This window comes from Nocardia sp. NPDC057668 (genome assembly GCF_042799795.1).
GTDB lineage: Bacteria > Actinomycetota > Actinomycetes > Mycobacteriales > Mycobacteriaceae > Nocardia.
This window is the reverse complement of sequence record NZ_JBHVIC010000001.1, coordinates 212,495-236,843: the sequence shown is the minus strand read 5'-3', so window position 1 is coordinate 236,843 and position 24,349 is coordinate 212,495. Positions and strand designations below refer to the sequence as shown.

Annotated in this window: 26 protein-coding genes; 9 read left to right on the top strand and 17 right to left on the bottom strand. The window is 68.5% G+C overall.

The genetic code is table 11. The annotated features are described in order from the left end of the window. The first annotated feature begins 45 nt into the window (after nt 1-45). Complete coding sequence (locus tag ACFVBH_RS01170; protein WP_354985666.1) at nt 46-486, top strand: helix-turn-helix domain-containing protein; 441 nt, start codon at nt 46-48, stop codon at nt 484-486. Here the strand turns inward: ACFVBH_RS01170 and ACFVBH_RS01165 are convergent. The 5 genes from ACFVBH_RS01165 to ACFVBH_RS01145 all read right to left on the bottom strand — a co-directional run bounded on the left by ACFVBH_RS01165 (nt 384) and on the right by ACFVBH_RS01145 (nt 8,907). Next, nucleotides 384-1,421, bottom strand: a complete 1,038-nt coding sequence (locus tag ACFVBH_RS01165; protein WP_378998671.1) for a phosphotransferase — start codon at nt 1,419-1,421, stop codon at nt 384-386. The two genes, ACFVBH_RS01170 and ACFVBH_RS01165, sit on opposite strands and share 103 nt — an antisense overlap. A gap of 478 nt (nt 1,422-1,899) precedes the next feature. Further along, nucleotides 1,900-2,655, bottom strand: a complete 756-nt coding sequence (locus ACFVBH_RS01160) for a hypothetical protein (RefSeq protein ID WP_378998669.1) — start codon at nt 2,653-2,655, stop codon at nt 1,900-1,902. Between the two features lie 210 nt (nt 2,656-2,865). Further along, nucleotides 2,866-4,578, bottom strand: coding sequence for an allophanate hydrolase (gene atzF / locus ACFVBH_RS01155; RefSeq protein ID WP_354985614.1), 1,713 nt, complete (start codon nt 4,576-4,578; stop codon nt 2,866-2,868). Then, nucleotides 4,575-8,192 carry an urea carboxylase gene (gene uca, locus ACFVBH_RS01150; RefSeq protein WP_378998666.1) on the bottom strand — a complete coding sequence of 1,206 codons (3,618 nt, stop codon included), beginning with the start codon at nt 8,190-8,192 and terminating at the stop codon, nt 4,575-4,577. The genes atzF and uca overlap by 4 nt, the downstream gene beginning before the upstream one ends. Nucleotides 8,193-8,196: 4 nt before the next feature. Beyond that, nucleotides 8,197-8,907: a GntR family transcriptional regulator gene (locus ACFVBH_RS01145; RefSeq protein WP_354985616.1), complete on the bottom strand. Its 711-nt coding sequence runs from the start codon at nt 8,905-8,907 to the stop codon at nt 8,197-8,199. Between the two features lie 259 nt (nt 8,908-9,166). Between ACFVBH_RS01145 and ACFVBH_RS01140 the strand changes: the two genes are divergently transcribed. Then, nucleotides 9,167-9,706 carry an SRPBCC family protein gene (locus ACFVBH_RS01140; RefSeq protein WP_354985617.1) on the top strand — a complete coding sequence of 180 codons (540 nt, stop codon included), beginning with the start codon at nt 9,167-9,169 and terminating at the stop codon, nt 9,704-9,706. Between the two features lie 17 nt (nt 9,707-9,723). Here ACFVBH_RS01140 and ACFVBH_RS01135 read toward each other — a convergent pair whose 3' ends face one another. From ACFVBH_RS01135 to ACFVBH_RS01120, 4 genes are all read right to left on the bottom strand, one after another. Next, nucleotides 9,724-10,056 (bottom strand): transcription initiation protein, encoded by a 333-nt coding sequence (locus ACFVBH_RS01135; RefSeq protein ID WP_378998663.1) that lies wholly within the window; start codon nt 10,054-10,056, stop codon nt 9,724-9,726. A 99-nt stretch (nt 10,057-10,155) separates the two neighbouring features. Continuing rightward, complete coding sequence (locus tag ACFVBH_RS01130) at nt 10,156-10,677, bottom strand: O-acetyl-ADP-ribose deacetylase (protein ID WP_378998661.1); 522 nt, start codon at nt 10,675-10,677, stop codon at nt 10,156-10,158. A 38-nt stretch (nt 10,678-10,715) separates the two neighbouring features. Beyond that, a complete protein-coding gene (locus ACFVBH_RS01125) occupies nt 10,716-11,642 on the bottom strand; it encodes an aminoglycoside phosphotransferase family protein (RefSeq protein WP_378998659.1) in 927 nt (308 codons plus the stop codon). 71 nt (nt 11,643-11,713) lie between these two features. Then, nucleotides 11,714-12,121, bottom strand: a complete 408-nt coding sequence (locus tag ACFVBH_RS01120) for a nuclear transport factor 2 family protein (protein WP_354985621.1) — start codon at nt 12,119-12,121, stop codon at nt 11,714-11,716. Between the two features lie 63 nt (nt 12,122-12,184). Between ACFVBH_RS01120 and ACFVBH_RS01115 the strand changes: the two genes are divergently transcribed. Together ACFVBH_RS01115 and ACFVBH_RS01110 are read left to right on the top strand one after the other, a co-directional pair. Continuing rightward, entirely contained in the window at nt 12,185-12,802 is a 618-nt protein-coding gene (locus tag ACFVBH_RS01115) for a TetR/AcrR family transcriptional regulator (RefSeq protein ID WP_378998656.1), read from the top strand. Between the two features lie 242 nt (nt 12,803-13,044). Further along, nucleotides 13,045-13,299 carry a hypothetical protein gene (locus tag ACFVBH_RS01110; protein ID WP_378998654.1) on the top strand — a complete coding sequence of 85 codons (255 nt, stop codon included), beginning with the start codon at nt 13,045-13,047 and terminating at the stop codon, nt 13,297-13,299. A 36-nt stretch (nt 13,300-13,335) separates the two neighbouring features. Here the strand turns inward: ACFVBH_RS01110 and ACFVBH_RS01105 are convergent, their stop codons facing one another. Together ACFVBH_RS01105 and ACFVBH_RS01100 are read right to left on the bottom strand one after the other, a co-directional pair. Next, nucleotides 13,336-14,151, bottom strand: a complete 816-nt coding sequence (locus tag ACFVBH_RS01105; protein ID WP_378998652.1) for an acyl-CoA thioesterase — start codon at nt 14,149-14,151, stop codon at nt 13,336-13,338. A 24-nt stretch (nt 14,152-14,175) separates the two neighbouring features. Then, complete coding sequence (locus ACFVBH_RS01100; protein ID WP_378998650.1) at nt 14,176-14,778, bottom strand: TetR/AcrR family transcriptional regulator; 603 nt, start codon at nt 14,776-14,778, stop codon at nt 14,176-14,178. 65 nt (nt 14,779-14,843) lie between these two features. Between ACFVBH_RS01100 and ACFVBH_RS01095 the strand changes: the two genes are divergently transcribed. Continuing rightward, nucleotides 14,844-15,728, top strand: a complete 885-nt coding sequence (locus ACFVBH_RS01095; RefSeq protein ID WP_378998648.1) for an oxidoreductase — start codon at nt 14,844-14,846, stop codon at nt 15,726-15,728. Nucleotides 15,729-15,750: 22 nt separating this feature from the next. Here the strand turns inward: ACFVBH_RS01095 and ACFVBH_RS01090 are convergent, their stop codons facing one another. The 3 genes from ACFVBH_RS01090 to ACFVBH_RS01080 form a co-directional block, all read right to left on the bottom strand. Then, on the bottom strand, nt 15,751-16,455 hold the full coding sequence (locus ACFVBH_RS01090; protein ID WP_378998646.1) for a hypothetical protein: 705 nt from the start codon (nt 16,453-16,455) through the stop codon (nt 15,751-15,753). A gap of 234 nt (nt 16,456-16,689) precedes the next feature. Then, entirely contained in the window at nt 16,690-16,911 is a 222-nt protein-coding gene (locus ACFVBH_RS01085; protein WP_378998644.1) for a DUF2283 domain-containing protein, read from the bottom strand. A gap of 510 nt (nt 16,912-17,421) precedes the next feature. Next, a complete protein-coding gene (locus tag ACFVBH_RS01080; protein WP_378998642.1) occupies nt 17,422-17,988 on the bottom strand; it encodes a hypothetical protein in 567 nt (188 codons plus the stop codon). 338 nt (nt 17,989-18,326) lie between these two features. On the opposite strand from ACFVBH_RS01080, the gene ACFVBH_RS01075 reads away from it, so the two are divergent. Beyond that, on the top strand, nt 18,327-18,857 hold the full coding sequence (locus ACFVBH_RS01075; RefSeq protein ID WP_378998640.1) for a hypothetical protein: 531 nt from the start codon (nt 18,327-18,329) through the stop codon (nt 18,855-18,857). 92 nt (nt 18,858-18,949) lie between these two features. Here ACFVBH_RS01075 and ACFVBH_RS01070 read toward each other — a convergent pair whose 3' ends face one another. Further along, nucleotides 18,950-19,288 carry a DUF1330 domain-containing protein gene (locus ACFVBH_RS01070; RefSeq protein WP_354985632.1) on the bottom strand — a complete coding sequence of 113 codons (339 nt, stop codon included), beginning with the start codon at nt 19,286-19,288 and terminating at the stop codon, nt 18,950-18,952. 199 nt (nt 19,289-19,487) lie between these two features. Then, complete coding sequence (locus ACFVBH_RS01065; protein WP_378998637.1) at nt 19,488-20,378, bottom strand: RNA polymerase sigma-70 factor; 891 nt, start codon at nt 20,376-20,378, stop codon at nt 19,488-19,490. A 173-nt stretch (nt 20,379-20,551) separates the two neighbouring features. On the opposite strand from ACFVBH_RS01065, the gene ACFVBH_RS01060 reads away from it, so the two are divergent. The 3 genes from ACFVBH_RS01060 (at nt 20,552) to ACFVBH_RS01050 (ending at nt 23,796) form a co-directional block, all read left to right on the top strand. Continuing rightward, complete coding sequence (locus ACFVBH_RS01060; RefSeq protein WP_378998635.1) at nt 20,552-21,019, top strand: carboxymuconolactone decarboxylase family protein; 468 nt, start codon at nt 20,552-20,554, stop codon at nt 21,017-21,019. A 1,045-nt stretch (nt 21,020-22,064) separates the two neighbouring features. Then, on the top strand, nt 22,065-22,559 hold the full coding sequence (locus ACFVBH_RS01055) for a hypothetical protein (protein ID WP_378998633.1): 495 nt from the start codon (nt 22,065-22,067) through the stop codon (nt 22,557-22,559). 412 nt (nt 22,560-22,971) lie between these two features. Further along, nucleotides 22,972-23,796, top strand: coding sequence for a hypothetical protein (locus tag ACFVBH_RS01050; protein WP_378998631.1), 825 nt, complete (start codon nt 22,972-22,974; stop codon nt 23,794-23,796). Nucleotides 23,797-23,847: 51 nt separating this feature from the next. Here the strand turns inward: ACFVBH_RS01050 and ACFVBH_RS01045 are convergent, their stop codons facing one another. Then, nucleotides 23,848-24,252 (bottom strand): hypothetical protein, encoded by a 405-nt coding sequence (locus ACFVBH_RS01045; RefSeq protein ID WP_378998629.1) that lies wholly within the window; start codon nt 24,250-24,252, stop codon nt 23,848-23,850. Nucleotides 24,253-24,349: the final 97 nt, after the last annotated feature.

The window sequence follows — 24,349 nt, the reverse complement described above, 5'->3', positions numbered from 1 at the left end:
CGCGAGCGGGTGCCGCAGGAACTGGTCGACGCGATCGTGCGGCGGGTGCCCGGCGGCGCCGTCCGGCAGCCCTCGGACTTCGCGACCCGCCTGAACAAACTCTTCGAGACGGTCCACCCGCCCGGCCGCGCGCCCCACACCAATTCCGAGGTGGCCGCCGCCCTGACCGCGGCCGGGCACCCGATCGCCAAACCGTATCTGAGCCAGTTGCGCTCGGGCCGGCGCACGAACCCCTCCGATCAGTTGGTCGTGGCCCTGGCCAACTTCTTCCGGGTCCGCCCGGCCTACTTCTTCGACGATCGCTACGCCGCCACGATCGACCATGACCTGGAGCTCCTGTCCTCCCTGCACGCCTACAACCTGCGCCGCCTCTCCTCCCGCGCCTACGACCTGAGCGCGGAGTCCGCCGACCTCCTGACCGCGATGGCCGAAAAACTACGCGCCAGCGAGGGTTTGCCGGAGATCCCCCCGGACGTCACCGACTGACGCCGGTCACCCGGAAAAGCGGCTCGCGAGCCACTCCCGCGTGAGCCCGGCCCTGCTGACCTGAAAGGCCCGCAGTTCCGGTGAGCCGGAGCCGGCAACCGGCTGTTGCGCTCCCAGAATCCGCACAGCGCACAGCACAGGGCGTCGATGGCGCGCGGGTCGACCGCGGCCACCAGCGGCCGGGTCAGCACCCGATCCGGGTCGGCCCCGGCGTCCAGGAGTTCGGGCAGCAGGCAGGCCAGATCCACCCACGCCGCCCCGCGGCAGGTCCACGCCCAGTCGACCAGCGCGACGGTGCCGTCCGCGCGCAGCAGCATGTTGTCGGGCCGAAGATCGTTGTGCAGCAGCGTGTCACCGGCGACCCCGAGCGACCACTGCGATTCCAGTGCCGCGAGCTCGTCCAGGTGCGCCCGCGCCCACGGATCCAGATCGGCCGGCGGCCCGCCCGCCGAGAAGTCCCGCCACGCGGTGAAGCTCGGTCCGAGCGCGTCCTCGATTCCCACGAGGCCCGCCACCGGCGCGGGCGTCGACACACGCAGCGCGCACTCGACGGCCTCGATGGCCGCGATCAATTCCGCGGGCCGATCGAACCGCGGGTGCCGTCCGGCCACGAACTCGAACACCATGACCAGCCAGTCCGCGACGGACACACTGAACAACATGCGCGGTGCCGGCACCCCCGGCGGCAGCACGAGACCGGTTGCGGCCTCGGTGCGATAGGACTCGATGAGCCGGTCGTCGGTCCGGATCGCCTTGCCGAAAACCGCACGCCCGTCACCGAGTTCGAGCCGCGCCGCCATCCCGTGGCTGAACCCGCCGGTGACCGCACCGACCCCGACCACCCGCGCGCCCAGCCGTTCCTCGACCGCACCCCGTACCGGACCGGGCAGCTGCTCCCACCGCGCTCGATCCACGCCCCGCGCTGTATCCGTCACCGTGCCATGGTCCCCGGGGGACGCCGCGGACGGCGACCGATTTTCGACGGGAAGTCGCAGGCGTGCAGGCAGACCCGGCTCGGGACATCGCGCCGAGTCGCCGGGACTCACGACCACGATCCGCGCCGTATTCTTTCCGGCCACCGGTGCGCAGTTCGGGGTCATGGTCGTTGTTCCGGCCTGCGCCGATCTGATCGCGATCGACATCGCCGCGCGGCTGCAGACCGGCGGGTCCGCACCGCTGGGCGCATCCGGCGGTGTTCGCCGCGCCGCACACCCCGTGCCCGACCATTCCGGGCACGGCATCGCCTACCCGGTGGGCGTGGTGCGGCACCCATGTCGGGCCGGGTCGACCTGCGGACCGAGGGCGCTGTCCGGCTCGGTACGGCGGCGCGAGACCGGCCAGGAAAGACGCGGTCGGGCATGGAGACTCGACCCGGCGCGGCACGGTGGTGACGCGCGGCGTGACAGCGGTCGCTCAGCTCTCGGCCGCTTGGGCACAGAAGTGGGTGCGGGCGGCGGCCACCGTCTTGAAGCTGGTCTTGCTCAGTCCGGGTGCGCTGGTGATGGTGCATACCGGCGGCGCGTCGGTGCCGTTGGTGAACTTCGACTCGGCGATGACGACGGGAACCATGACGTCGTTCTCGTAGGTCCAGAAAGTATGGGTGACGGACTGATAGCCGTTCTTGTGCGCGGTATGAGCCAGACCGTCCGGGGTGGGATCGATTCCCGTGCCGGGGAACTCACCGGCCCGTGTGTACTCGGTGGCATCGCCGGTGGCGTGATAGACGACGAACCGGTACCAGTAGGGGCCCACCTCGACGGGAATGACGAGCTCGTCGCGGCCGTCGGAATCGGTGTCGATGGCCCTGGGGTTCGCGGAGCGGTCACCCGCCTGTTCGGTGATCGTCTGGGTTACGGTGCCGTCGGGGGCGATCACCTCGATCGTGACGGTGCCCTCCGGGGTGCGCCGGGAATCGAAGACCACACCGGTCTTGTCCTGTGTGCGGGCACGGCAGTCGAGCTCGTCGACCACCCCTTCGGGGCAGTCCGGGAGCGCCACCGGTCCGGCCGGAGCGGAACTCGTTGGCGCCGAGGTCGTTTGCGACGTGCTCGAAGCGGTCGCGGCCGACTCGGCGGGTTTGGGATCGGTGTCGAGACCGCTGACGCTGTCGCAACCCGAGACCAGGACGACGGTGGCGAACGCGAAGCAGACCGCGGAGTTCCTCCCCATGCCGGAGAGCATAGTGATCAACTTCGGTTTCGCGAATTCGCCCCCGGGGCGGGGGCGAACAGCGCGGTCGGTACGGGCACGGGTGTGGGGCACAGAAGATTTCATCGCCCGCGAGTGTGCACGCGGCAGGGGAGTTCACGGCGTGTCGCCGCACCGCCCGCACCCTCGCGGGGCCCGAGAACCCGGATCGCCGGCCCGGTTACGGCCGGGTCAGCGCGGCCGCGACAGGTAGGCCAGCCAGCCGCCGTACTCGGTGATGTCGGTGGCCGTGGCGGTCGCGTCGTGGGTCGCGGTGAAGCCCACCACCGAACGACCGTCGGCCAGCTCGATACTGGTCAGCGCCATCGGCGCGGGCAGCGCCGCCAGGAACCGGCCCAGACCGGCCTCGGACACCAGGAACAGCTCCCCGACAATCGGCGCGCCCTGCCCCGGCCCGGTGCGCACCAGGCCGGGCTTGAGCGGGGTGGTGTCCATCGCGGTCAGCCGGTAGGCATCGCTGGTGTGGATGTCCCCGGCGAACCGCGCGCCGAGCTCCTCGAGCTGCCAGTGCAGCGGCTGCCCGCGCAGATGCGCGCCGAACACCGCCAGGTGCACCCCGTGGTCGGCGAAAAGCGGTGCGGGCCCGCCGGTCTGCAGCCGCGCGGCGATGTCGACCGCGATCTGATCGGCGAAGGCCGGAACCACGACCATGACCCCGAACGGCGCACCGGTGGCCGTCGGCACACCCGGCACCGCCACCGCCGCCATATCCAGCAGATTGCAGAAATTGGTGAAGGTGCCCAGCCGGCGGTTGATCCCCACCGGATCCGCGGCCACCGCGGCCAGACTCGGATGCTCGGTGGTGGTGGGCAGCAGCACCGCGTCGAACGATTCCAGCAGCACCGCGGCCTCGGTGCGCGCGCGGGCGAGCGCGTCCAGATCCCGCGCGAACGCCGCACCCGTGGGTGTGGCGGCCGCGCCGATGATCGCCGCCACGGTCGGATCCGCCCCGGCCGGCCCGGTCGCCAGGAATTCCCCGACCGCCGCATACCGCTCGGCCACGATCGCCCCGTCGTACAGCAGCCGGGCGGCATCCAACAGCCCGGTGAGATCCACGGTTTCGACCTTGCAGCCCGCCTCGACCGCCGCGGCCACGGTCTGCTCGAACGCGGTGGCGTACTCCGGGCTCAGCGCCTCCAGATTCGCGGCGACCGGAATGGCCAGGCGCGGGGTGTGCGGCGCGGCGAGCCGGATATCCGACGGCCAGCGCCGGCTGCGCGGATCGCGCGGTTCGGGCCCGGCCATGACGCGAGCCGCGATCGCCGCCGTGTCGAGCGATCCGGCGAACACGGTGAGCGCGTCGTAATCCACGCACGCGGGCACCACCCCGTGCGTGGGAATGATTCCGAGCGTGGCCTTGATCCCGACGATGTCGTGGAACGCCGCGGGCACCCGCCCCGAACCCGCTGTGTCGGTGCCGATTCCGATATCGGCGATGCCCAGCGCGACCGCGACCGCCGAACCCGAACTCGACCCACCGGAGATCAGCTCGGGATCCAGCGCGTTGCGCACCGCCCCGTACGGGCTGCGCGTGCCGACCAGTCCGGTGGCGAACTGATCGAGATTGGTCTTGCCCAGCACGATCGCACCGGCCGCGGTGAGGCGCTCGACCGCGGCGGCGGTATCGGCGGGGGTGTACGCGAATTCGGGGCACCCCGCGGTGGTCGGCAGACCGGCCACGTCCACGTTGTCCTTGACCGCGACCAGCAGCCCGGCCAGCGGCAGGTCAGCGCCGTCGGCGATCCGCTGTTCCACCGCGAGCGCGTCGGCGGCCACATCGGCCCGCTCCCGCAGGGTGATCCACACTTCGGGCCGATCGGCCGCGGCGATGCGGGCGAACGCGGCAGCGACCCGCGCGGACGGGGAGATCTCCAGGTTGGTCATTCAGCGACTCCGATCACGGCTAGTGGGGTTCCGGGTTCGACCTTGGCGCCGGGCGCGGCGAGTACCCGCAGCACGGTGCCGGTGACCGGACTGGGCACGGGCAGTTCGAGTTTCATGGCTTCGAGCACCGCCACCGGATCACCCTCGCGCAGGGTGTCTCCCTCGGCGATGTCGACCCGCCACACGTTGCCGACCATCGGCGCGGTCACCACCGACGCGTCCGGCGGCAGATCCGCGAGCAGGTCGTCGTGCGGTTCGGGCGGCGGTGCTGTCACCACCGAGCGGTCGAATTCACCGGCGGCATGCCAGGCCTGTTTCTCCGCGGCGAACGCGGCGGCCTGGCGGGCTTCGAACGCGGCGATATCCTCGGCGTTGTCCGCCAGCAGCCGTAGGTGATCGGCGAGCGCGAACGTGCCCTCGCTGACCTCGGCGTCGAACCGCCCGGCCTGGGCGGCGGCACGCTGGTCGAGGAGCTGTTCGGCGCTCACCGGCTCCCAGATGATGCGGTCGAAGAACCGGAACAGCCACGGCGTGCCGTCCTCGAACGGCGCGGACTGGCGATAGCTCGACCAGATCGGAATCGTCCGCCCGATGAGCTGATAGCCGCCGGGGGAGGCCATCCCGTAGACGCACAGGTACTTGCCGCCGATGCCGACCGCGTCCGAGGGCGTCCAGGTTCGCGCGGGGTTGTACTTGGTGGTGACCAGGCGATGCCGCGGATCGAGCGGAACGGCAAGGGGCGCACCGAGATACACATCGCCCAGCCCCAGCACCAGGTATTCGGCGTCGAACACCGTGCGCCGCACGTCCTCGACGCTGTCCAGGCCGTTGATGCGGCGGATGAACTCGGTATTGGACGGCAGCCACGGCGCGGTGTCGCGAATTCCACTGCGGTAGCGATCGATCGCCTCGGCGATGGAGGGATCGTCGAAGGACAACGGCAGACGAATCGTGCGACTGGGCACCACCAGATCCCCGGTGGCGGGCAGCTCCTGCTCCAGCTCGGCGAGCAGTCCCAGCAGCCGGCGCTGCGGCAGCACATCGGGATCGAAATGAATGTGCAGGGACCGCACGCCCGGGGTGATGTCGATGATGCCCGCGGGCGCGGCGGCCGTCAGGGCCTGCGCCAGCGCGTGCACCCGCATGCGAAGCCCGAGATCGAGCACCATCTCGCCGTACTCGACCAGGATGTTGTCGTCGCCGCCGCGCAGATAGCGCACCGCGGGCCGATCCGAGCCGGTCTCGGCCGCACCCAGGATGCCGCGATCACGCAGGGCCGCACCTTCGTCGGTGAGCGCGCCGGCGGCCCGGGTCGCGGTGTCGGACCGCAGCGCGGTCGCGGTGTCATCGCCGATCGGCACGAAGCGCAGCGCATCGCCCGGGCGCACCTGGCCGAGCTTCCAGCGATGGGCCGAGACCACGGTCAGCGGGCACGCGAACCCGCCGAGGCTGGGACCGTCCGGACCGAGCAGGATCGGGGTGTCGCCCGAGACGTTCAGCGCTCCGACGCTGTACGGATTGTCGTGCAGGTTGGACGGGTGCAGGCCCGCGTCACCGCCGTCGGCGCGGGACCATTCGGGTTTGGGCCCCTCCAACCGGATTCCGGTGCGGTTGGCGTGACTGCCCACGCGCCACGGCTGCCCGTAGAACTGTGCCATATCGGCGTCGGTGAAGTAGGCGGGCGCGGTCTGCGGACCCTCGCCCACGGCCAGCTCCCACTCGTGGGTGAACACCGGGCGGTGCTCGAGCGGCACCGGCCCCGCCCCGGGATGCGGATCATCGCCGATGGCGGCGATGCCCAGCACGTCACCGTCGGCGACCGCGCGGCCGTTGATGCCGCCGAACCCGCCGAGCGTGAAAGTCGAAGCGCTGCCGTGATACAGCGGGGCGTCGATGCCACCGCGAATGGCGAGGTAGGTGCGCAACCCGGCATCGGCGGGCGCACCGATATCGAGCACCGACCCTGCGCTCACGGTCACCGGCTCCCACTGGGGGACCGGCGCGCCGTCCACGGTGACCGGAGCGGGCGCGCCGCTGACGCAGATGACCGCGGCGCCGGCGAACCGCAGGCGCGGGCCCTGCAGCGTGCATTCGAGCCCCGGGACCCCGGGCTGATTGCCGACCGCGATGTTGGCCAGGGTGAACGAGAGGTCGTCCATCGGACCGGACGGCGGAATACCGACCTCCCACAACCCGATTCGGCCCGGATGATCCTGCACGGTGGTCATCGTGCCCGCCCGCACGACGTCCACGCGGCGGCTCGAGAAGTCGATCTCGGCCAGCGATCCGGTGATGTGCGACCCCGCGCGCACCACCGGAGCGGTGGCGGCGGCGCGCAACTGGGCCAGGTTCGTCTGCACGCCGTAGACGCGCGTCTCGCCGAGCGCGGCGGTCAGCCGGTCGAAGGCCGCCGCGCGAGTGTCACCGTGCGTGATGACCTTGGCCAGCAACGGATCGTAGTAGGCGCTGACCTCGGTGCCGGTGCCGATCCAGGAATCGACCCGAGCGTCCTCGGGAAACCGTGTCTCGGTGATCAATCCGGCGCTGGGGCGGTGATCGTTGCCGGGATCCTCGGCGTACACGCGGGCCTCCACGGCCCACCCGGTGATCGCCGGACCGGCCTCGGACAGCTCGTCCAGCATGGTGGCGTCCCCGCCGGCCAGGCGCAGCATCCACTCCACCAGATCCACGCCGGTGATCGCCTCGGTGACGGGGTGTTCCACCTGCAGGCGGGTGTTCATCTCCAGGAAGGAGGCCGCGCCGCGTTCGGTGTCGTACACGAACTCCACCGTGCCCGCCGAGCGGTACCCGACCGAACGCGCCAGCGCGCGTGAGGTTTCCAGCAGCTCCGCGACGACCTCATCGGAAAGCCCCGGAGCGGGCGCTTCCTCGATGACCTTCTGATTGCGGCGCTGCAGCGAGCAATCGCGCGTGCCGAGGCTGACCACCCGGCCCGCGCCATCGCCGAAGACCTGGACCTCGACGTGTCGGGCGCGAGAGACGAAGCGCTCCAAAAAGACTCCGGCGGAGGAGAAGTTGGCCAGCGCCAGGCGCTGCACGCGGTCGTACGCGGTGACCAGCTCGTCGGCGCTGAAACACGCCTGCATGCCGATGCCGCCGCCACCGCCGATGGCCTTGAGCATGACCGGGTAGCCGATCCGCTCGGCCTCGGCCACCGCGTGCTCGACCGAATCCAGGACGCCGCTGCCGGGCACCAGCGGCACGCCCACGGCCCGAGCGGCTTCACGAGCGGTGTGCTTGTCGCCGAACACGCGCAGTTGATCGGGTGTGGGACCGACGAACGCGAGTCCGGCGGCCTCGACCGTGGTTGCGAACTCGGCGTTCTCGGACAGGAATCCGTAGCCGGGGTGAATAGCGCCCGCACCGGCGGCGAGCGCGGCCTCGATCACGCGATCGGCGCGCAGATACGACTCGGCGGCCGGTCCGGGGCCGAGTCGCAGCGCGGTGTCGGCCATGCGCACGTGGGCCGCGCCGAGATCGGCGTCGGAGTACACCGCCACCGTTTTCAGCCCGAGCGCGCGAGCGCTGCGCATGATGCGGCAGGCGATCTCCCCGCGATTGGCCACCAGCAGGGTGTCGAAATTCAGGCTCATATTCCTACTCCTCGGTCGCCAGGGACATGGCGACCATGGCCCGGCTGACTCGGTCGAGAACGACATCCAACGATTCGCCGATATGCAGGCGCAGCAGGTCGTAGGCCAGCGGAAGGTCTTCCGCCAGCACGGCATCCAGGATCGCCAGGTGTTCGGCGATGGTGACCTCGATGCGGTTGTTGACCATGAAGTCGTACATCCGCACGTGGCGGATGCGAGCGTTGACCGCGAGCAGCGCGCGCACCATCTCGGTGTTGCCCGACGCGGTCAGCAGCGCGACGTGGAATTTCTCGTCCACCACCACGAACGAGGGCTCCTGCACCGGGGGATTGGCCCGCAGGGACAGCCAGCGTTCACGCTCGGCCCACAGCAGCGCGTGATCGTGGCGCACACCGGGGTTGGTGATGGCGCGCTGAATTCCGCCCAGCTCGAGGGTGATTCGCAATTCGTACAGATCCCGCACCAGCGGAATGCTGGGCCGCACCGGGCTGAAGCCGACCTCGTCGCGGCGCAGCAGTCCGTCCGAGCAGAGCATGGCCAGCGCCTCGCGGGCCGGGGTGCGGGAAATGCCGAAGCGAGTGGAGATCTTGGGTTCGGTCAGGCGCTGACTGAACTTGATGCGCCCGTTCATGAGTTCGTCGCGCAGGGTGGAATACACCATGTCGCGCAGGTGTCCGCTCGCTGCGGCGGAGCGGGAATCCACTGTGGTCGACATGCTTGAATACGCTATTGGCCTGGGGTTTCCCGAAAATCACTTCCGGTAACGGGAAAGTAAGCAAGCCCTCACAGGGCATCGGCCGGGCGTGAGATGCGCCGTGCGGGGCCGGACGCGAGATGCGCTGTCGGGTCGGCGCGAATCGTGGATCGGCCGAAGGGGTATGCCGCGCGGTTCGGCGGCTGTCCGGACGGCGGGGCCGCTTGCCCGCGTCGAACCCGCGCGATACCCTGAGATTGTCTCAGACAGCGAGGTTCGTATGGCTGACCAGTGTGACTCGACGTTCGGGCGCTACCTGCGCCCGCCGGAGGGCGTGATCCGCACCCGCACGCAGCACGCCCGGACCGATGCGATGTCGCTGCTCATCGCCGCACCGCGCGAACGAATCTGGGAGCTGGTCACCGATGTCACCGGCATGGGCCGCTGGAGCACCGAGAACCGCCGCGGCTACCGGTTGCACCGGGGGACCGCCCCGCGCACCGGATCCTGGTTCGTCGGCCTCAATCGCATCGGGCCCGTCGTGTGGGCGACCCCGTGCGAGGTCACGGTGGTCGCGCCGTTGCGGCACTTCGAGTTTCGCGTGCACATCGTCGGCCCGCACTGGGGTTACTGCCTCGATCCGCATCCCGAGGGCACCCTGGTCACCGAATACCGGGAGTGGCCGAACGCCTCGGCTTTCCATCGCCTGCTGCGGTTCTCGGGACCGCTGGGCGAGCCGCGGGACAATCACGCGCTGCACGGCATCCCGGCCACCCTGCACGCGCTCAAGGCGCACGCCGAAGCGGTCACCGTGTCCTGACCGGGTCGCGATGTGCCCTAGGGAGATTCCCGCAACGGCCACACCTCGACCACCCCCTGCGCCACCGCGCAGGGCGTTTGCGACACCAGCCGAACGGCGTCCGCCAGGCTCTCCGCCTCGATCACTGCGAACCCGGCAACGGGCAGCTCGGACTTCATGAACGACCCCTCCGAGGTCCGCACCCCGGCCCCGTCATGGTTCCGCACCTGCACCGGCGTCCCCGCGATTCCCATCTCGACCCCCTCCTCCCGCAGCCGCGCATCGTGCGCGTGCGCCGCGTCCCGGATCCCCGCGTCGGTGCCCTCGTAACCGGCCTGGTCGCCGTACCCGATGGTGATGAACTTCGGCATGACAAATCCTCCTGGTTCGAAACCGTTCACCAGTACTGACGCCCCGGGCTCGCACAACTCATCGGTGTCCCTCGAACACCCGGTGTCCGGCAGCCGTGCTCAACGCCCGAGTTCGTGCACCGCCGCGGCGAAGATCTCGAGCGCCCGATCGTCGAACAAGACGAACCGCACCAGCTCGAGATCGGCCTCCGACGCGTTCACCGTCTCCACCGCGATCCGGGCCCCGTCGTCCATGGGCCATCCGAAAATCCCGGTGGAGACGGCCGGAAACGCCACCGTCCGCGCCCCCAATTCCGCTGCCACCAGCAAGGATTCCCGATAACACGACGCCAGCAATCCCGAACGGTCCTCGTCCGGCGACCACACCGGACCCACCGTGTGAATCACCCACCGCGCCGGCAACCGCCCCGCGGTGGTGGCCACCGCCTGCCCGGTACCCAGGCCCTTCCCGTACTTCGAGGCGCGCAGCTCCCGGCAGGCCGCCAGGATCTCACCGCCCCCTTTCCGATGAATGGCACCGTCGACCCCGCCCCCGCCCAGCAGCGAGGAATTGGCCGCGTTGACCACCGCGTCCACCCGCTGCTCGGTGATGTCCCCTCGCACCGCCTCGATCCGCATCATCACCCCATTCTGCCGACCCGGCGGCGATCCGCGCCCGATCAGCGACGACTTTCGAGCAGTCGGCGCAGCGCGTCCTGTCCGGGCGGACCCCACGTCGGCTTGCCGCCGGGCCGCCCGCGCAGTCCGGCGTCGCCGATGAGAATCCCGGCGAAGGCCCGCAAGACCGCCCAGCCGCGAGCCCTGCGCAGCGTCGCGTCCAGGTGTTCCCCGTCCACGCACGGGGTCGTCCCATACGCCGCGTGGAACAGGTCGGTCGCGCCGTCGGGCAACAGAATCCACGCGGCCGCGAGATCGAACGCCGGATCGCCCGCGAAGAGATCGCCGAAGTCGATGACGCCGCGGAGGGCGCCGTGCGCGGTGAGGACATTGGCGGGATGCAGGTCACCGTGCAGCCACAGCGCGGGGCCGCGCCATTCGGGTGCGGCGACGGCGTCCTCCCAGACCGCGCGGACCCCGGCCGGATCGGGAATCAGGCCCAATTCCGTCAGCGCGCCCAGCTGCTCGGCGAACCTGGCCGCGGAGCGCGACAGCGGCCCGCCGCGATCCCGGCCGGCGGGCGCCGTCGCCGGAGCGGGTTGATGCAGGGCGGTCAGGAAAGCCGCCAACCTGGTGGCCGAGGTGGCGCGGGTGATCGGGACGCGATCGGCGGGCTCACCGTGAATCCAGGTGGTCACGATCCACGGCCGGGGAAATCGTTCGGACGGCTCGCCCAGGCGCTGGGGCACGGGAACCGGCAGCGGGAGGTGCGGCGCGATCGCGGGCACCCACGCGAACTCTTTGCGCAACAGCGCATCCGCGGATTCCGTCGCCCACGGCAGCCGCACCGCCAGATCGTCGCCGAGCCGCCACAGCTGATTGTCCCAGCCCCGCGCGCCGAGCCGAACCGGAAGATGCGCCAGGTCGGGGTGTTGCTCACGGAGCAGATCCCGTACCAGCTCGGCGGTCAGGTCCATTCGAGAGTGCATGTCGTCCAACCGTATCCGGCGAGGGCCGCGGCCGTTCGAAGAACGTTCGCGAGTCCGACGAAGTTCGCGAGTCACCGCCCGTTCGGGATCAGCGCCTCGTGCCAGCGAGCGGTGTCGGTGTACTGGTGGAGCCAGCGGATGCGGCCGGAATCCACCCGCCAGAAGTGGGCGAACTCGGCCTCGTAGGCGCGGCCGGTGGCGCGTGCGGTGCCGCGGTAGTGGCCGGTGACGACGATCGTTCCGTCGGCGGTCTCGGACCAGGACTCGGGGTGGGGAGCGGTGTCGAAGTCACGGTTCACCGCACCCCAGACCTTGGCGAGGGCCTCGTGCGGGCCGTGAAAGGTGCCGCCCGCGCCGCTGGGAAGGCCGGGGGCGGTGTGTATCTCGAAATCGGGGTGCAGGACCGCGAGGATCGCGCCGGCGTCGCCGGACAGCACCGCGGTGTAGAAGGTTTCGACGGGTTCGGTAGCGGTGGACATGGCCACTCCTGTATTAGAATCTGGATTCTAGAATGATGAAACTATATGGGAAGCAGGGGAGCGATGGGAAGGCCCGCGAAGTTCACCAGGGACCGGATTCTCGACGCCGCGGCGGCGCTGGCGGGCGAGGGTGGGGTCGCGTCGATCACGATGGCGTCCATCGCCGGGCAACTGGGCGGGCCGGTCGGGTCGATGTATCACCGGTTCCCCTCGCGGGATCTGCTGCTGGCCGCGCTGTGGCTGCGCACGGTCGGCCGTTTCCAGGAGGGGCTGCTCACCGCCCTGGCCGCGGGTGATCTCGAAGCCGCCGCGCTGCACACCCCGCGCTGGTGCCGGGCACACCCGGTCGAGGCGGCGCTGCTGGTACGGCACACCCGTGAAGCCCTCGTGCCGCGCTGGCCCATGGAATTGGCCGCCGACCGCGAACAGGTGAACTCGGCGCTCCTGGACGCGCTGCGGTCCTTCGCCGATCGTCGTGCCGACATCGATTACGAGCGAACGGTTTTCGCGGTCGTAGACGTGCCCTACGGGGCTGTGCGGCGGCATCTGCTGGCCGATCAGGCGGTACCCGGACACCTCGACGAGCTGATCATCGCGACCTGCCGCGCGGTCCTCGCCCTGCCGCCGCTCGACCCCGGTGCCGGTGGGGATTCCGCCGTGCCGTCCGCGTCCAACCCCTGAGGTCCGGCGCCTGCCGGACAAAACCGTTGTGGCACAGCATGTGCTGCCGCTCGAATTCCCGTGGGTCGCATCAGCGGCACGCCGACGCATCAGGCATGATGCACGCCGGTCCCGGGAACTCTCGTGTCATACGCGCGAACCCCGGGATCGGCTCGGCCCGCCCGAGCCCGAAACCGCATGCGCGACAAGAATCGAAGATCGATCCCGCGGCGCCCGCGCCGCGACACGAGGTGAACAGTTCCATGACAACGCTGGGCGATGCCGAGCCCACAACGGCACACGAAGCGGACAGGGCCATCGCCCTGGTGCGAGCCAACGCGCCCGACGCACGCTTCGGCAGATTCACCGCCGCCCCGGTCCCGAATCGCCGCGACACCTGGCAGGTCACCCGTGTCGACGCCGACGGCCTCATCCTGCGGGACGGCTGGACGTTCCTGGTCAACCTGCGCACCGCCGCGGTGACCCGCAAGTCCTGGAAGTCGCTGAATCCGGAGTAGCCGTCGCAGGCGGTCGGACCGCCTGCCGGGGGTGGATCACGCTTTGAAGTAGACCAGCTGATGGCCGGTGGCGAGCAGGGTTCCGTCGCCCGTCCACAGCTCGGCGGTCTGGTCGGCGAAGCCGGTGCCGAAGTGCTGGGAGCGGGCCGTGGCCAGGATGGGCTCGTCGCCGACCTTGTCGATCGTGGCGGCGTCGGCGTGGAAGTAGATGCTCAGCGACACGGTTCCGGCCGGCACGAGCCGCCCGAGACGGACCATGATCCGGGGGATGAACACATCGCTCAGCGCGGTCAGGGACAGCTGATCCAGCAGTCGCGGCGGGTTGTCCCGGACCCACAGCGTCGTGGTCGAATCGCTCGCCGTCGACGAGCCGAGGGCTCCGAGACCGCCCGCGGTGAAGCGCATTTCGTAATTGTCCATCCAGGCGATGCCCTCGGGCGTCGGCTCGGGGTCGATCGTCCGCGCCTCCGCGGAAGGCGGCGGCGTGATCTCGGTGGCGCCGAAGGAGTCGCGACGCACGCCGAAAACCGCTGTGGCAGTGGTGTTCACCACCTCACCCTGGGTCATCGTCACGTTCCAGTGCTGGGTGGAGCGATTGGTCCGCGTGGGTGTCGCGATGATGGTGAACGGCCCGTCGGCGATCGGCGCGGCGTAGTTGACGGTGAGCGAGAGCGGCTCGCCGAGGCGCTGCGGGTGCTGTGTGATGGCCTGCAGCAGGGTCGCGGCGGTGATCCCGCCGAACGGGCCGACCATATTGGCGTAGCGCGGACTGGTTTGCCCGGTGAAGGTTCCGGTGCCGGTTGCCGCGAGATGCACGGCGTCGTCGAACGGATGGTGAATGGCGGTGCTCACGAGTTCTCCTGTCGGAAGGGTGCGCTAGGGGCGCGGCATCAGGCCGCGCGTCAACCGGGTCACGGTGTCGTCGAGCAGATCGTCGATGGCGTCCGGGGCGATCAATCCGGCGCCGGCGAAGCTCGCCAGACCCTGCAGGGCGACCGCGACCGTCCAGCCGATCCGCAGTGGGTCGCCCGCGATCACCTCGCCGCGCGCCTGGCCCTCGGCGGTGATCGCCACCGGCACCGCGAAGGCGCGGGTGACGGCCTCGGCCATCGCCGCGCCGCCGGACGCGCTGTGTTTGCGCGCGAACATCAAGGTCAGCAGCGTCGGATTGTGCAGTGCGAAGTCGAGATACGCGCGTGCCAAGGTTTTGAACCGGTCCTCGACGGGCAGGTCGTCGCCGGTGGCGGCCGCGGCCACGAACGCGTCGCCGAGTCGCCGGAAACCCCTGAGCGCCAACGCGTCCAGCAGCGCCTGCTTGTCCGGGAAATGCCGGCTCGGCGCGTTGTGGGTGACGCCGACTTCACGGGCGACCTGGCGCAGCGACAGCTTTTCGACCCCGTGTTCGCGCAGCGCTTTCTCCGCGCCGTCGAGAAGCTGATCTCGCAGGTCACCGTGGTGGTATCGACGATCGGGGGCCATAGTGCCCCGAGCCTAGCATTCATGTGGACATTGACCACTTTGTGGACAGTGTCTACATTGGGGGCATGACGAACTCACAGTGGAACGCAGCCGATCTCCCCGAGATGAAGGGCCGCACCGTCGTCGTGACCGGCGCGAACAGCGGGCTCGGCCTGGTGACAGCCCGGGAACTGGCCCGGGCCGGCGCGCGGGTGATCCTCGCCGTGCGCGATACCGCTCGCGGCGAACAGGCCGCCCGGCGGATCGAGGGCGACACCGAGGTCCGGGAACTCGACCTGGCCGACCTGGCATCGATCCGCCGGTTCGCCGACGGCTGGTCCGGTGACATCGACGTCCTGGTGAACAACGCCGGAATCATGATGGTGCCCTTCGGAACCACCGCCGACGGCTTCGAACGCCAGCTCGGCACCAACCACTTCGGCCATTTCGCCCTGACCAACCTGCTGCTGCCGCACATCACCGACCGGGTGGTCACGGTCTCCTCCCAGGCCCACCGCCGCGGCACGATCGACCTGACCGACCTGGACTGGCAGCGCCGCCGCTACAACCCCGCCGCGGCGTATTCCCAGTCGAAACTGGCCAACCTGCTGTTCACCCTGGAACTGCAACGCCGCCTCGACGCCGTGCGCGATTCGCGCCGTTCCCTCGCCGCGCACCCGGGCTGGGCGGCGACGAACCTCCAAAGTCATTCGGCCCAGCCCGTTCTCGACTTCGCGATGCGGTTGGGTAACAAGGCCATCGCCCAGGAGCCGGAGATGGGCGCGCTGCCGACGCTCTTCGCCGTGAGCCAGGATCTACCCGGCGCGTCCTATGTCGGCCCGGACGGGTTCTACGAGTACCGCGGTCACCCGACTCTCGTCGGCCGTTCGGCGGCGGCTTCGGATCTCGAGGTTGCCGCTGAACTCTGGAAGGTTTCCGAGTCCCGCACGGGCGTCTCTCTCCGCGTGTAGCGCGGGGGATCGGTCGAAAGACTCAGCCGCCGTAGGGGGTTCCCGCGAAGCCGTGGGTCCGCATGTCCTCGGCCGTTCGCAGATAGGGGTTGCGCGCGGGGTCGAGCCCCGAGAGGAATGCGTCCACTCGCGCGTGCGCGTCTTCGGTGGTCGTCCAGGCGAAGCCGGGCCAGAAGGACTCCGGCGGCACCGGCTTCCACACCAGTTGGGCGTCTTCATCGTCGGGGTCGTCGTCGGCCACCGCATACGACAGCGTCGCCTGCGCGATGGCGTCATTCAACCACCGTGCGAACTCTCGGTGCGGTCCCATCAGCCGCCGGGCCAGCAGGATGAGCGACATGCACTCGCCCTGCAACTCGTCGCCCTGAACGGCTGATCCGTACAACCAGAACAGCAGGGTGCCGCAGACCCACAGCGGCTCTACACTGCGCGGTTCGGCGTGGTCGGCGTACACCGGGGGATCGGTCAGCCGCGCGTAGCGCGGTTCGGCGCACAGCGCCCACATCGCCTCGATCCGCAACCGGACGTCCGCGAGGTCTGATTCGCCGGCGTGCCCGTCCATCCGCGCGACAACCCACTCGGCCGCCGCGATCCCGAGCCCGAAAACCGCTTCGTCTCGCAACAGTCCCAACTGGTCGGCCAACAGCAGATCCCGCTCGTCATCATCGTCGAGCAGGGTGTTACGAATCGGCTCGTCCCAATCGAATTCGAGCGGCAGTTCCGACACCCCGAGCCCCGCCAGGTATCGCGCCCCGGCTCCGCCCCGCCCCGACGCCGGTGTCTCCGCGCCGGAGGCAGGTCCGTGCACTCGGTTCGCAGACGGGTTCTCGGGCATAGCTGGTTTCTCCGTGACTAACGTGCGGCCGCCGATCCGCCGAATCGTATCCGCCTGCGCCCGACCGCTTCTCCCGCCCGGCCCGGCGGTGCGGGAAAAGCGGCGGCGGCAGCTGGGTTAGCGGGGTCATTGACCGGGCAGCAGGTCTGGATCCAGTTTCGACCTCGCACCGAGCACCTCGATACCGACTATGACTCCATTGGCGTCGAGATCGAGGTTGACCATGCCTCCGATCGCGATCGGGTCAACCGGAACCGTCTTGGTCACGCCCCCAGCCGGAATCTCGCGTGTGAGGTATATGTACGCGGCGTCGGCAACCGGGTCGTAGGTGACTCTGGGTTCGATCATGCTCACATCCTGCCCCCGCGCACTCGTCTGCCGCTGACCGCGCCGACCACATTGGCCGGCGCGGGCGTGCATGACACCACCTTTCGATGCCTACAAGTACGAAACCCGCCACACCGGCGTTGACAACTCGAGCTGGCGATACGCGGACGTGACGATCGAGACATGCGCCCACTGCGGCACCAAATGGCTCCGGTACTTCTATGAGCACGAGGCATACCGGAGCTACAGGAAGTGGTATCGCGCGGTCATCACATCCGAAGAGGTGGAGTCGTTGACTCCGACAACCGCGGCTGAATTTCTCGAGTCTCAACCCTGGTACTTCTACGGCGGTAGCTACTGGCGCCCGGCAGGGCGCAAAGGGCGGGGCGCAATAGAGGACTGAACTTTCGATGGACTCCTGCGGACATGCTTCGCAGACCGCCACCGGATCACCGTGGTCAGAGCATTCGCTCCTGCCAATGACCGGGATGGTGCCCGAGCGCGCCATCCTGCCGACCGGCTACCGCGTGCTCAGCTGCAGGTCAGTAGCAACGCGAATGCGTCGAGCAGCTCAGTCTTACGAAAGAGGCGGCCGCCGGTGGCGGCGTCGCCGCTGCGAGGCAAGACGAGGTAGCGCTCAGCCTGAAACAGGAACTCACCCCACGGTTGTCGCGTGTGGACCCGTGCAACCACGCGACTGCAGCCGAGGCATTCGAACCACGGGATAACGACCATCCTCGCGGTGGCGGGGTCGGTTATCCCGACCTCGGAAGGCTCGAACGGTTCTACCTGTTTATCAGGCAAAAGTCGTATCGAGGCATCCTGCTCGGATGCCCTGACGCACATCGCGATCTCGTCGTGTCGGGCGAATCGTTCACCCCAGTGCTCCGCGAGCACTTCGATCTCGACCCGGGTGCGGTCGGTAATGGGAACCTGGTGCTCGAGGAGACTGTGAGTCAACAGCTGCAGGCCTGCTTCCTGCTCTCCGATTTCGCGGCAATCGCGGAACTGTCCGGCGTCTCGGTCCGAGGGTAGGAGAGCAGCCAAGCGTTCCCAGGTATCGAATTCAAAAGTGTCATAACCGCTGTCGCGTCGCACCGTCGGGACGGTACCCGCGGATCCTGGAGATGTGGACAGCGGGCACGAAGGTGCATCGGTGATCGGTGGGCATACAAACCCATCTGCGGCTGATCGCGTTGTTCGGATCGGCCGGTGGCGACCGAGGTACGGAAGCGCCGTGTGCGTGGCAGGGTTTTGGCCCGCAGGGGCGGGATGGTTTCAGGCTCGTCGGGTGAGCGCGTCGAAGCGGTGTGAGGCCCATATGCGGTGAGACCCTGTGCGGATACAGCCGACGCACTTCGACTGTGTCCCAGTGACCCATCGAGCGTGGCCGATCCTGTGGTTCAACGGATTTCGGTCCGATATCGTGGCGGTTGATGATCTATGAAGAGCGTTTCGGGTTCACTGCGAAGTCGGTGCTATTGCTGGTGGGGACGGCGGTGTTGACTCTGAGCGCGGTCTTCGTGTCGGACCGGGGTGCCGTCTTCACGATTGCCTGTGTCGCATTGTTCGGTGGTGGCTTCGTTCTGATTCTGATCAATTCGCTGTCCCGAAAGGTGGCGATTCGAGTCGACGAACGTGGCATTACACTCGGTGGGCCACCGCTGAAGTACGAGGCACAGACGCACCGGGTCGAGTGGAATGACGTCGCGGTCGTGTCACTCTGGCGAGAACGAACGGGGATAGCGGGCAACGTGAACATCGGAATTCTGCGGATCAGCGCCACGCCGCCGCAGACCCGACCTCAGGCAGCGATGTTGTCGGTGGCCTCCGCGCTCAGCGGTCCGCCTGACGACCGTCTCTTGCAGTGTTACCAGTCGGTGGAGGGCTGGGATCTCGACGTCGGGGCGTTGAAGTCGGCGTTGCGAGCTTTTGCCCCGCATGTTCGGTTGTACGACCACCGCTGAGTTGCTCGTCAGACGCACTGCGCCGGAAGCGGATTCGATCTCCCGGCGCACCGGGTAGTTCCTGCGGTCAGGGCGGGGTCCCGGCGCGGACCTCAGGCTTCGGCGCGGAGTTTGGCGGCTCGCTCGCTCGGGTCGTAGCCGGGGCCGACGCCCTCGATCAGCAGCAGGTCGCCGTCGATGTGGTCGGTGCGCAGGTGGGCGATCTCGCGGTAGGCGGGGGAGTGATACCAGGCCCGGGCACGGTCGAGATCCGCGAACTCCAGCAGCACCATGCTGCCGGGCCAGTGGCCCTCCACCACCTCCGCGGGCGGGCCGTGAATGACGAAGCGACCCTCGAACGGGTCCAGGGTGGCCTGGATCCGCTCCAGATACTCGAGGATCTCCGGGTGCGGGCGACGAGCGCGTAGATGCGCGAAACCATAGGCGGACAAGGGAACTCCTTCGAGGAAAGGGCTACGCACCGGGCGGACGGGATCGTGTCACCGAACGACTCTTCGACGGTAGGACGCGATGCCGGGGCATCCAATTACCTCTCGGGTAATGCCCGGGTCCAGAGGCCGGTAGGTTCGCGCCGGCTGATCATCGAACACGGCTTCGCCCTCTTGGACCCGCACACAGCCGGTCGGACGACTAGCGGTGCAGGACGGTCTCCCGGGCCATGCGCGACAGCTTCTCCGGGTTACGTACGGAGTAGAGCCCGGTAATGAGCCCCTCGTCGACGTGGACGGCGATCACCGTGTCGATCTCACCGTCGAGCCGGAGGACGAGTGCCGGGAAGCCGTTGATGGAGACGGGCTCGGCAGACAGTTCGCGTCCTATTCGGGGGAGGGCAGCCGCCAGCAGCTCGGCGACCGCGTCCGATCCCATAATCGGTTGCAGCGCAGCCTGTTTGATGCCACCACCGTCTCCGAGGAAGACGACGTCCGGGGCGAGCCTGTCGAGCAGGCCCTGGATGTCACCGGTGTCGATGGCGCGCCGGAATGCCGCCACCGCGTCCCGTGTGTCCGTCGGGGATACGCTGCCGCGCGGGCGGCGGGCGGCGACGTGCCCCCGTGCGCGGTGGGCGATTTGGCGGACCGCGGCGGAGGTTTTACCGACCGCCTCGGCGATTTCGTCGTAGTCGAGGTCGAAGACCTCGCGCAGGACGAAGACGGCTCGTTCGGTGGGGCCGAGAGTTTCCAGAACCAGAAGCATGGCCATCGACACGCTGTCGGCCAGCTCCACGTCCTCGGCCACATCCGGTGCGGTGAGCAGCGGTTCGGGTAGCCAGGGACCGACGTAGGACTCCTTCCGTCGGCCGAGGGCGCGCAGCCGCATGAGGGACTGGCGAGTGGTGATGCGGACCAGATACGCGCGCCGATCCTGCACGGTCGCCAGGTCGACGCCGATCCACTTGATCCAGGTCTCCTGCAGCACATCCTCGGCGTCGGCGGCCGAGGCGAGCATCTCGTAGGCGATGGTGAACAGCAGGTTCCGGTGGGTCACAAACGTTTCCGTGGCGGTGCTGCCGGGTCGGCTCATCGATACTTCCCGTCCGTTCGATCGTGTCTCTCGCGGACATGGGATGCCGGAGCCGCCCGCTTTGTGACAGCCCGGCGCAGTGGGGTGAGTCACAGCGACACCCTGTCACGGGGCTCGCGCCGTCGGCATCTCATGGTCGTCAAGCACAACAACACCACTCGAAAGACGATGTCATGGAACCCCGTTTCAACCTGTTCACCAACGACCTCGGCGCCAAGTTCGCGAAGCGGTTCGGAAATGCCAGCATGGTGCTCGTCCAGTCGGAGCTACCCCGGGCCACACAGGATCTGGTGATGCTGCGCGTGAGTCAGATCAACGGCTGCGCCTACTGCACCGACGTGCACAGCAAGGATCTCGCGCACGCCGGCGAACCCGCGGTTCGCGTCAATCTGCTCGCGACCTGGCGCGAAGCGACGGTCTACACCGACGCCGAGCGGGCCGCGCTCGCCCTGGCCGAGGAAGGTACCCGCATCGCCGACGCCCACCCCGGTGTCTCCGACGAGACCTGGACCCAGGTGCGCAAACACTACGACGACGACCAAACCGCGGCGCTGGTCGCCCTGGTCGCCCAGATCAATGCCGCGAACCGACTCGGCGTGATCGTCCGCCAGCAGGGCGGTTCGTACGAGCCCGCTTCCTGAGCAGGGATCTCCCAGCGCGGCGATCGAGACCGGAGAGATGACCCGGGCGCTCTCCGGAACCTCAGCGAAGTCGGCAGTTTTTCGATCAGCCGCATGCGAGCGGCTGCCGTGACGTCGTCGCGCATCGGCGCAGCCTTCTCGCGTGCATATCCTGTCGGCGATCTACCCGTCGAGCACGGCCGCATCCGGACTCGGCTCGGTGCGAGCAAGGCCGTTACGATGTCAGCGCTCCATGATCGACTGCCTGTTCCCAGCGGAGTGGTAGTGGGCGACTTTCGTAGAAGGGGGATGGGATATGAGGGGTTTGGCGGGGATACTCGGTCTCCTGATCGCCGTCGCCGGGGCCGTCCTGATGTGCTTCGGATACATGGCTCAGCACGACCTACGTGACGAATCCGCGCGTACACCATTCGATCTGGGCATGATGTGCCAGGCGAATCGGGACCGGCCAGATTTGCAGGAGTGCACTTGGGGTCGGTGGAGTGGGAACAAGAGCACACCGGGCGAGGACGTACTTCCGACGAAGGAGCGCGCCGGTGAGCTCAACGGCGACGTCATCCTGATAGGCGCCGCGCTGTTCGTAGGCGGTTTGGTGTTGACCGCGGGGGCGCTCGCCGCCGGGAGCAGGCCGCATGGCCCTACTGCGCCTGCGCAACAGCTCCAGCCGAACCATGCACCGGCGCAGTGGCCGCCCGCCGGTCATTGACGGCTCTGATCGGAGGGTGCCGGATCTACACCGTTGTGCCACGCCAATATTGCGCTCGGCGGGTCGAGGTTCGGTCGCGGGTTATCCGCACGTCAGTCCGGTAGCCAATGCAGCTCGCGCGCCGAGGTTCTGGCGATTGCCGGGAAGCTATTTGGCCGTGGACCGTGGGGTTGGCGATGCGGTCCGGCAGGTGTATCGGGTAGGCGGAGGTGGTGCGGTGGTCACCGACTACCCGGTGCAGGACGGGCGCGGCTGAGGTTGCCAGAGCGCACGCCCCGCCGATACTGTGCGCTCCGCGCGCAATCGCGCCGCACAGGGGCAATCGCATGGGGGATTACGTTGCACGACTCATTCACCGGTACGCACGCGGGTTCGCACGCACCGCAGCACTTCCCGGCGCCGACACCGGTCACCGCCGCCAACGGCGTGTACTGCCGATACTGCGGTGCGACCCCGGCGGTCCACGTCGACCTGCGCGGTCACCGCGCCTTCATCATCTTCATGCAGTTCCTGCGCTCACCCGGCCCGTTCTGCCGCGACTGCGGCCTGGCGACCTCGCGCCGGCTGACCGAGCAAAGCCTGATCCTGGGCTGGTGGGGGATCATGTCGCTGTTCATCAACCCGATCACGATGCTGATCAACGTCGCCGCACACAAACGGGTCGCCGAGCTGCCGCCCCCGATCCCGGGCAGCCCCCGCCGCCCGATGGATCCGGGCAAACCCCTGATGCGCCGCCCCCTCCCGATCCTGGCTACCGCGGTCGTCGGCATCCCGATCGTGTTGTTCGCGCTGCTGTTCGTGGTCTCGCTGTTCAGCGTCCTGCTCGGGCGGTAGTCCACCCGTGGTCGGCCTCGGCGGGTAGCCGACCACCCCGATCGGTGGCGAGATATGTTCCGGACCAGCGGTATTCACTGATCGGCTGCCCATGACCGCACTCTCATACCGACGGATGATTGTCATGGTTGTCCGGGGCTCAACCCGCCAGCGTGTAAACGGCCCGCCCCAATGACAAGCCGGGTTCAACCATCGAACGCACCATAAATACAGCTCTTGGCGCTGACCGAATCGGACCCGCTCTGGCACAGGCCGCGATCGAGATTGTGCGCGGCACGGACGCGGACCTGCTCTACGGCGAGTACGAGGCGACCGACGGCGTGCTCGAGCGGTTCAACACACCGTGGACACCTGACTAGACTTCGCGGGTCGACGGTGAAATGACATTGGGGGGTTCGTGAAATCTGTTCGGGTGATCGTGGCTGTGGTGGTGTTGGTGTGGGGAATCGCATTGATCATCGGCGGCAGCGTAGGTGTGTCTCGCAGTCAGCAGGTCGCTGTGGACAGCGTGTCCAAGCAGCTGGTCGCGGCCGGAATCGTTCTGCACGAAGACATTCCGGTTTTGCTCGAGGCGTCTCCCACGCGCTCGGTGGTGGAGGACGTCAATCCGGTGTATCGGGCGCTGAGCGCGATGCCGGAGGTCGAGTCGGTCTCGCCGCCGATTCCATCGATGATGTCCCCGGACAAGAGCGCCGCGGTCATCGCCGCGGCCTTGAAAGCCGGAACCGACACCGAGTCCGCCAGGACCGCGATCGCCGACCGGCTCGCGCACCTCGACGGCCTACCCGCAACGCTCGAGGTCACCGTCCTGGGCGCCACCGCGCCCTCGTCGCCGTCGAACACGCCATGGATCGCGCTCGGAATCGGCGCGCTCATGGTGTTCGCTTCCGGGGCAATCGGATTCGCACATCCCTGGCACCGGGGCACAGCATCGCCGCAACCGCAGCCCGCCGCCGGGTGGACCGGTACAACTCCGGCGCCCGTCCCCGCTACGGGATCGCCCCAGCATCCTGCAGGCAGACGCGCGTTGACCGCGGACGAGAGTCGCGACCGCGCACTGATGCTGATATCCGCTGTCCTGACCCTGCTGAGCCTGGCCGGACTCATCTGTCTCTTCTCGATCTTCGACGTGCCGCCCTCGAACCTCACCCGCGTCCCTTCACTCGGGCTGCTGACAATGACCATGGCATTCATCGGCGGCGCGATCAGGATCACCCGGGACTCCCGTCGATCCTGACAAGCACAGGTACTCAGCATCTATCATGCTGATTCCGTGCGGTCGGTGGTTTCAGCTCGGACGCGAGGGCACTACTTCCTCGCGATCCTCTCGAAAACGACCTCTCGACCGCATCAGTTCGAGCGCCGCAGCCGCGACCGGCGCGATGCGCCCAGGCCAGCCCGAAGCGACGAACTCCTCATCGGAGGAAATCCGAGGTGTCGCGGCACAAGCATCAAGGACTGCTCGCCGCACCCTGTCGAGCGCGGCCACCTCTGCCGATGTGAACGTTGACCATTCGCGCCATCGCCACGGCCCGTCATCGTCAATCGTGTCGAAGAACTCGTTGATGTATTCCCCGTACCCCCAGGTACGAACACCCGCGTCCCCCTCTGCGAGTGTCACCAGTGCCTCTATCGCACGGTTTCGCAGTCGCTGCTCGACAACCCGCTCACTTGGCCTGTCCTGGTGTCCCACGCTCGTGATGCTAGTTTCCCCGACGGGCTCTCTTACCGCGTGCGTGCTGACCCTCTGCCATGCGGCCGATCGCGGACCAAGGGCATTCGCTTGCAGA

Bases quoted from the DNA above. Each gene is read 5' to 3' on its own strand.
- ACFVBH_RS01160 (WP_378998669.1), bottom strand. From the start codon at position 2,655: ATGGGGAGGAACTCCGCGGTCTGCTTCGCGTTCGCCACCGTCGTCCTG.
- atzF (WP_354985614.1), bottom strand. From the start codon at position 4,578: ATGACCAACCTGGAGATCTCCCCGTCCGCGCGGGTCGCTGCCGCGTTC.
- uca (WP_378998666.1), bottom strand. From the start codon at position 8,192: ATGAGCCTGAATTTCGACACCCTGCTGGTGGCCAATCGCGGGGAGATC.
- ACFVBH_RS01145 (WP_354985616.1), bottom strand. From the start codon at position 8,907: ATGTCGACCACAGTGGATTCCCGCTCCGCCGCAGCGAGCGGACACCTG.
- ACFVBH_RS01140 (WP_354985617.1), top strand. From the start codon at position 9,167: ATGGCTGACCAGTGTGACTCGACGTTCGGGCGCTACCTGCGCCCGCCG.
- ACFVBH_RS01135 (WP_378998663.1), bottom strand. From the start codon at position 10,056: ATGCCGAAGTTCATCACCATCGGGTACGGCGACCAGGCCGGTTACGAG.
- ACFVBH_RS01130 (WP_378998661.1), bottom strand. From the start codon at position 10,677: ATGATGCGGATCGAGGCGGTGCGAGGGGACATCACCGAGCAGCGGGTG.
- ACFVBH_RS01125 (WP_378998659.1), bottom strand. From the start codon at position 11,642: ATGCACTCTCGAATGGACCTGACCGCCGAGCTGGTACGGGATCTGCTC.
- ACFVBH_RS01120 (WP_354985621.1), bottom strand. From the start codon at position 12,121: ATGTCCACCGCTACCGAACCCGTCGAAACCTTCTACACCGCGGTGCTG.
- ACFVBH_RS01115 (WP_378998656.1), top strand. From the start codon at position 12,185: ATGGGAAGGCCCGCGAAGTTCACCAGGGACCGGATTCTCGACGCCGCG.
- ACFVBH_RS01110 (WP_378998654.1), top strand. From the start codon at position 13,045: ATGACAACGCTGGGCGATGCCGAGCCCACAACGGCACACGAAGCGGAC.
- ACFVBH_RS01100 (WP_378998650.1), bottom strand. From the start codon at position 14,778: ATGGCCCCCGATCGTCGATACCACCACGGTGACCTGCGAGATCAGCTT.
- ACFVBH_RS01095 (WP_378998648.1), top strand. From the start codon at position 14,844: ATGACGAACTCACAGTGGAACGCAGCCGATCTCCCCGAGATGAAGGGC.
- ACFVBH_RS01085 (WP_378998644.1), bottom strand. From the start codon at position 16,911: ATGATCGAACCCAGAGTCACCTACGACCCGGTTGCCGACGCCGCGTAC.
- ACFVBH_RS01075 (WP_378998640.1), top strand. From the start codon at position 18,327: ATGATCTATGAAGAGCGTTTCGGGTTCACTGCGAAGTCGGTGCTATTG.
- ACFVBH_RS01065 (WP_378998637.1), bottom strand. From the start codon at position 20,378: ATGAGCCGACCCGGCAGCACCGCCACGGAAACGTTTGTGACCCACCGG.
- ACFVBH_RS01060 (WP_378998635.1), top strand. From the start codon at position 20,552: ATGGAACCCCGTTTCAACCTGTTCACCAACGACCTCGGCGCCAAGTTC.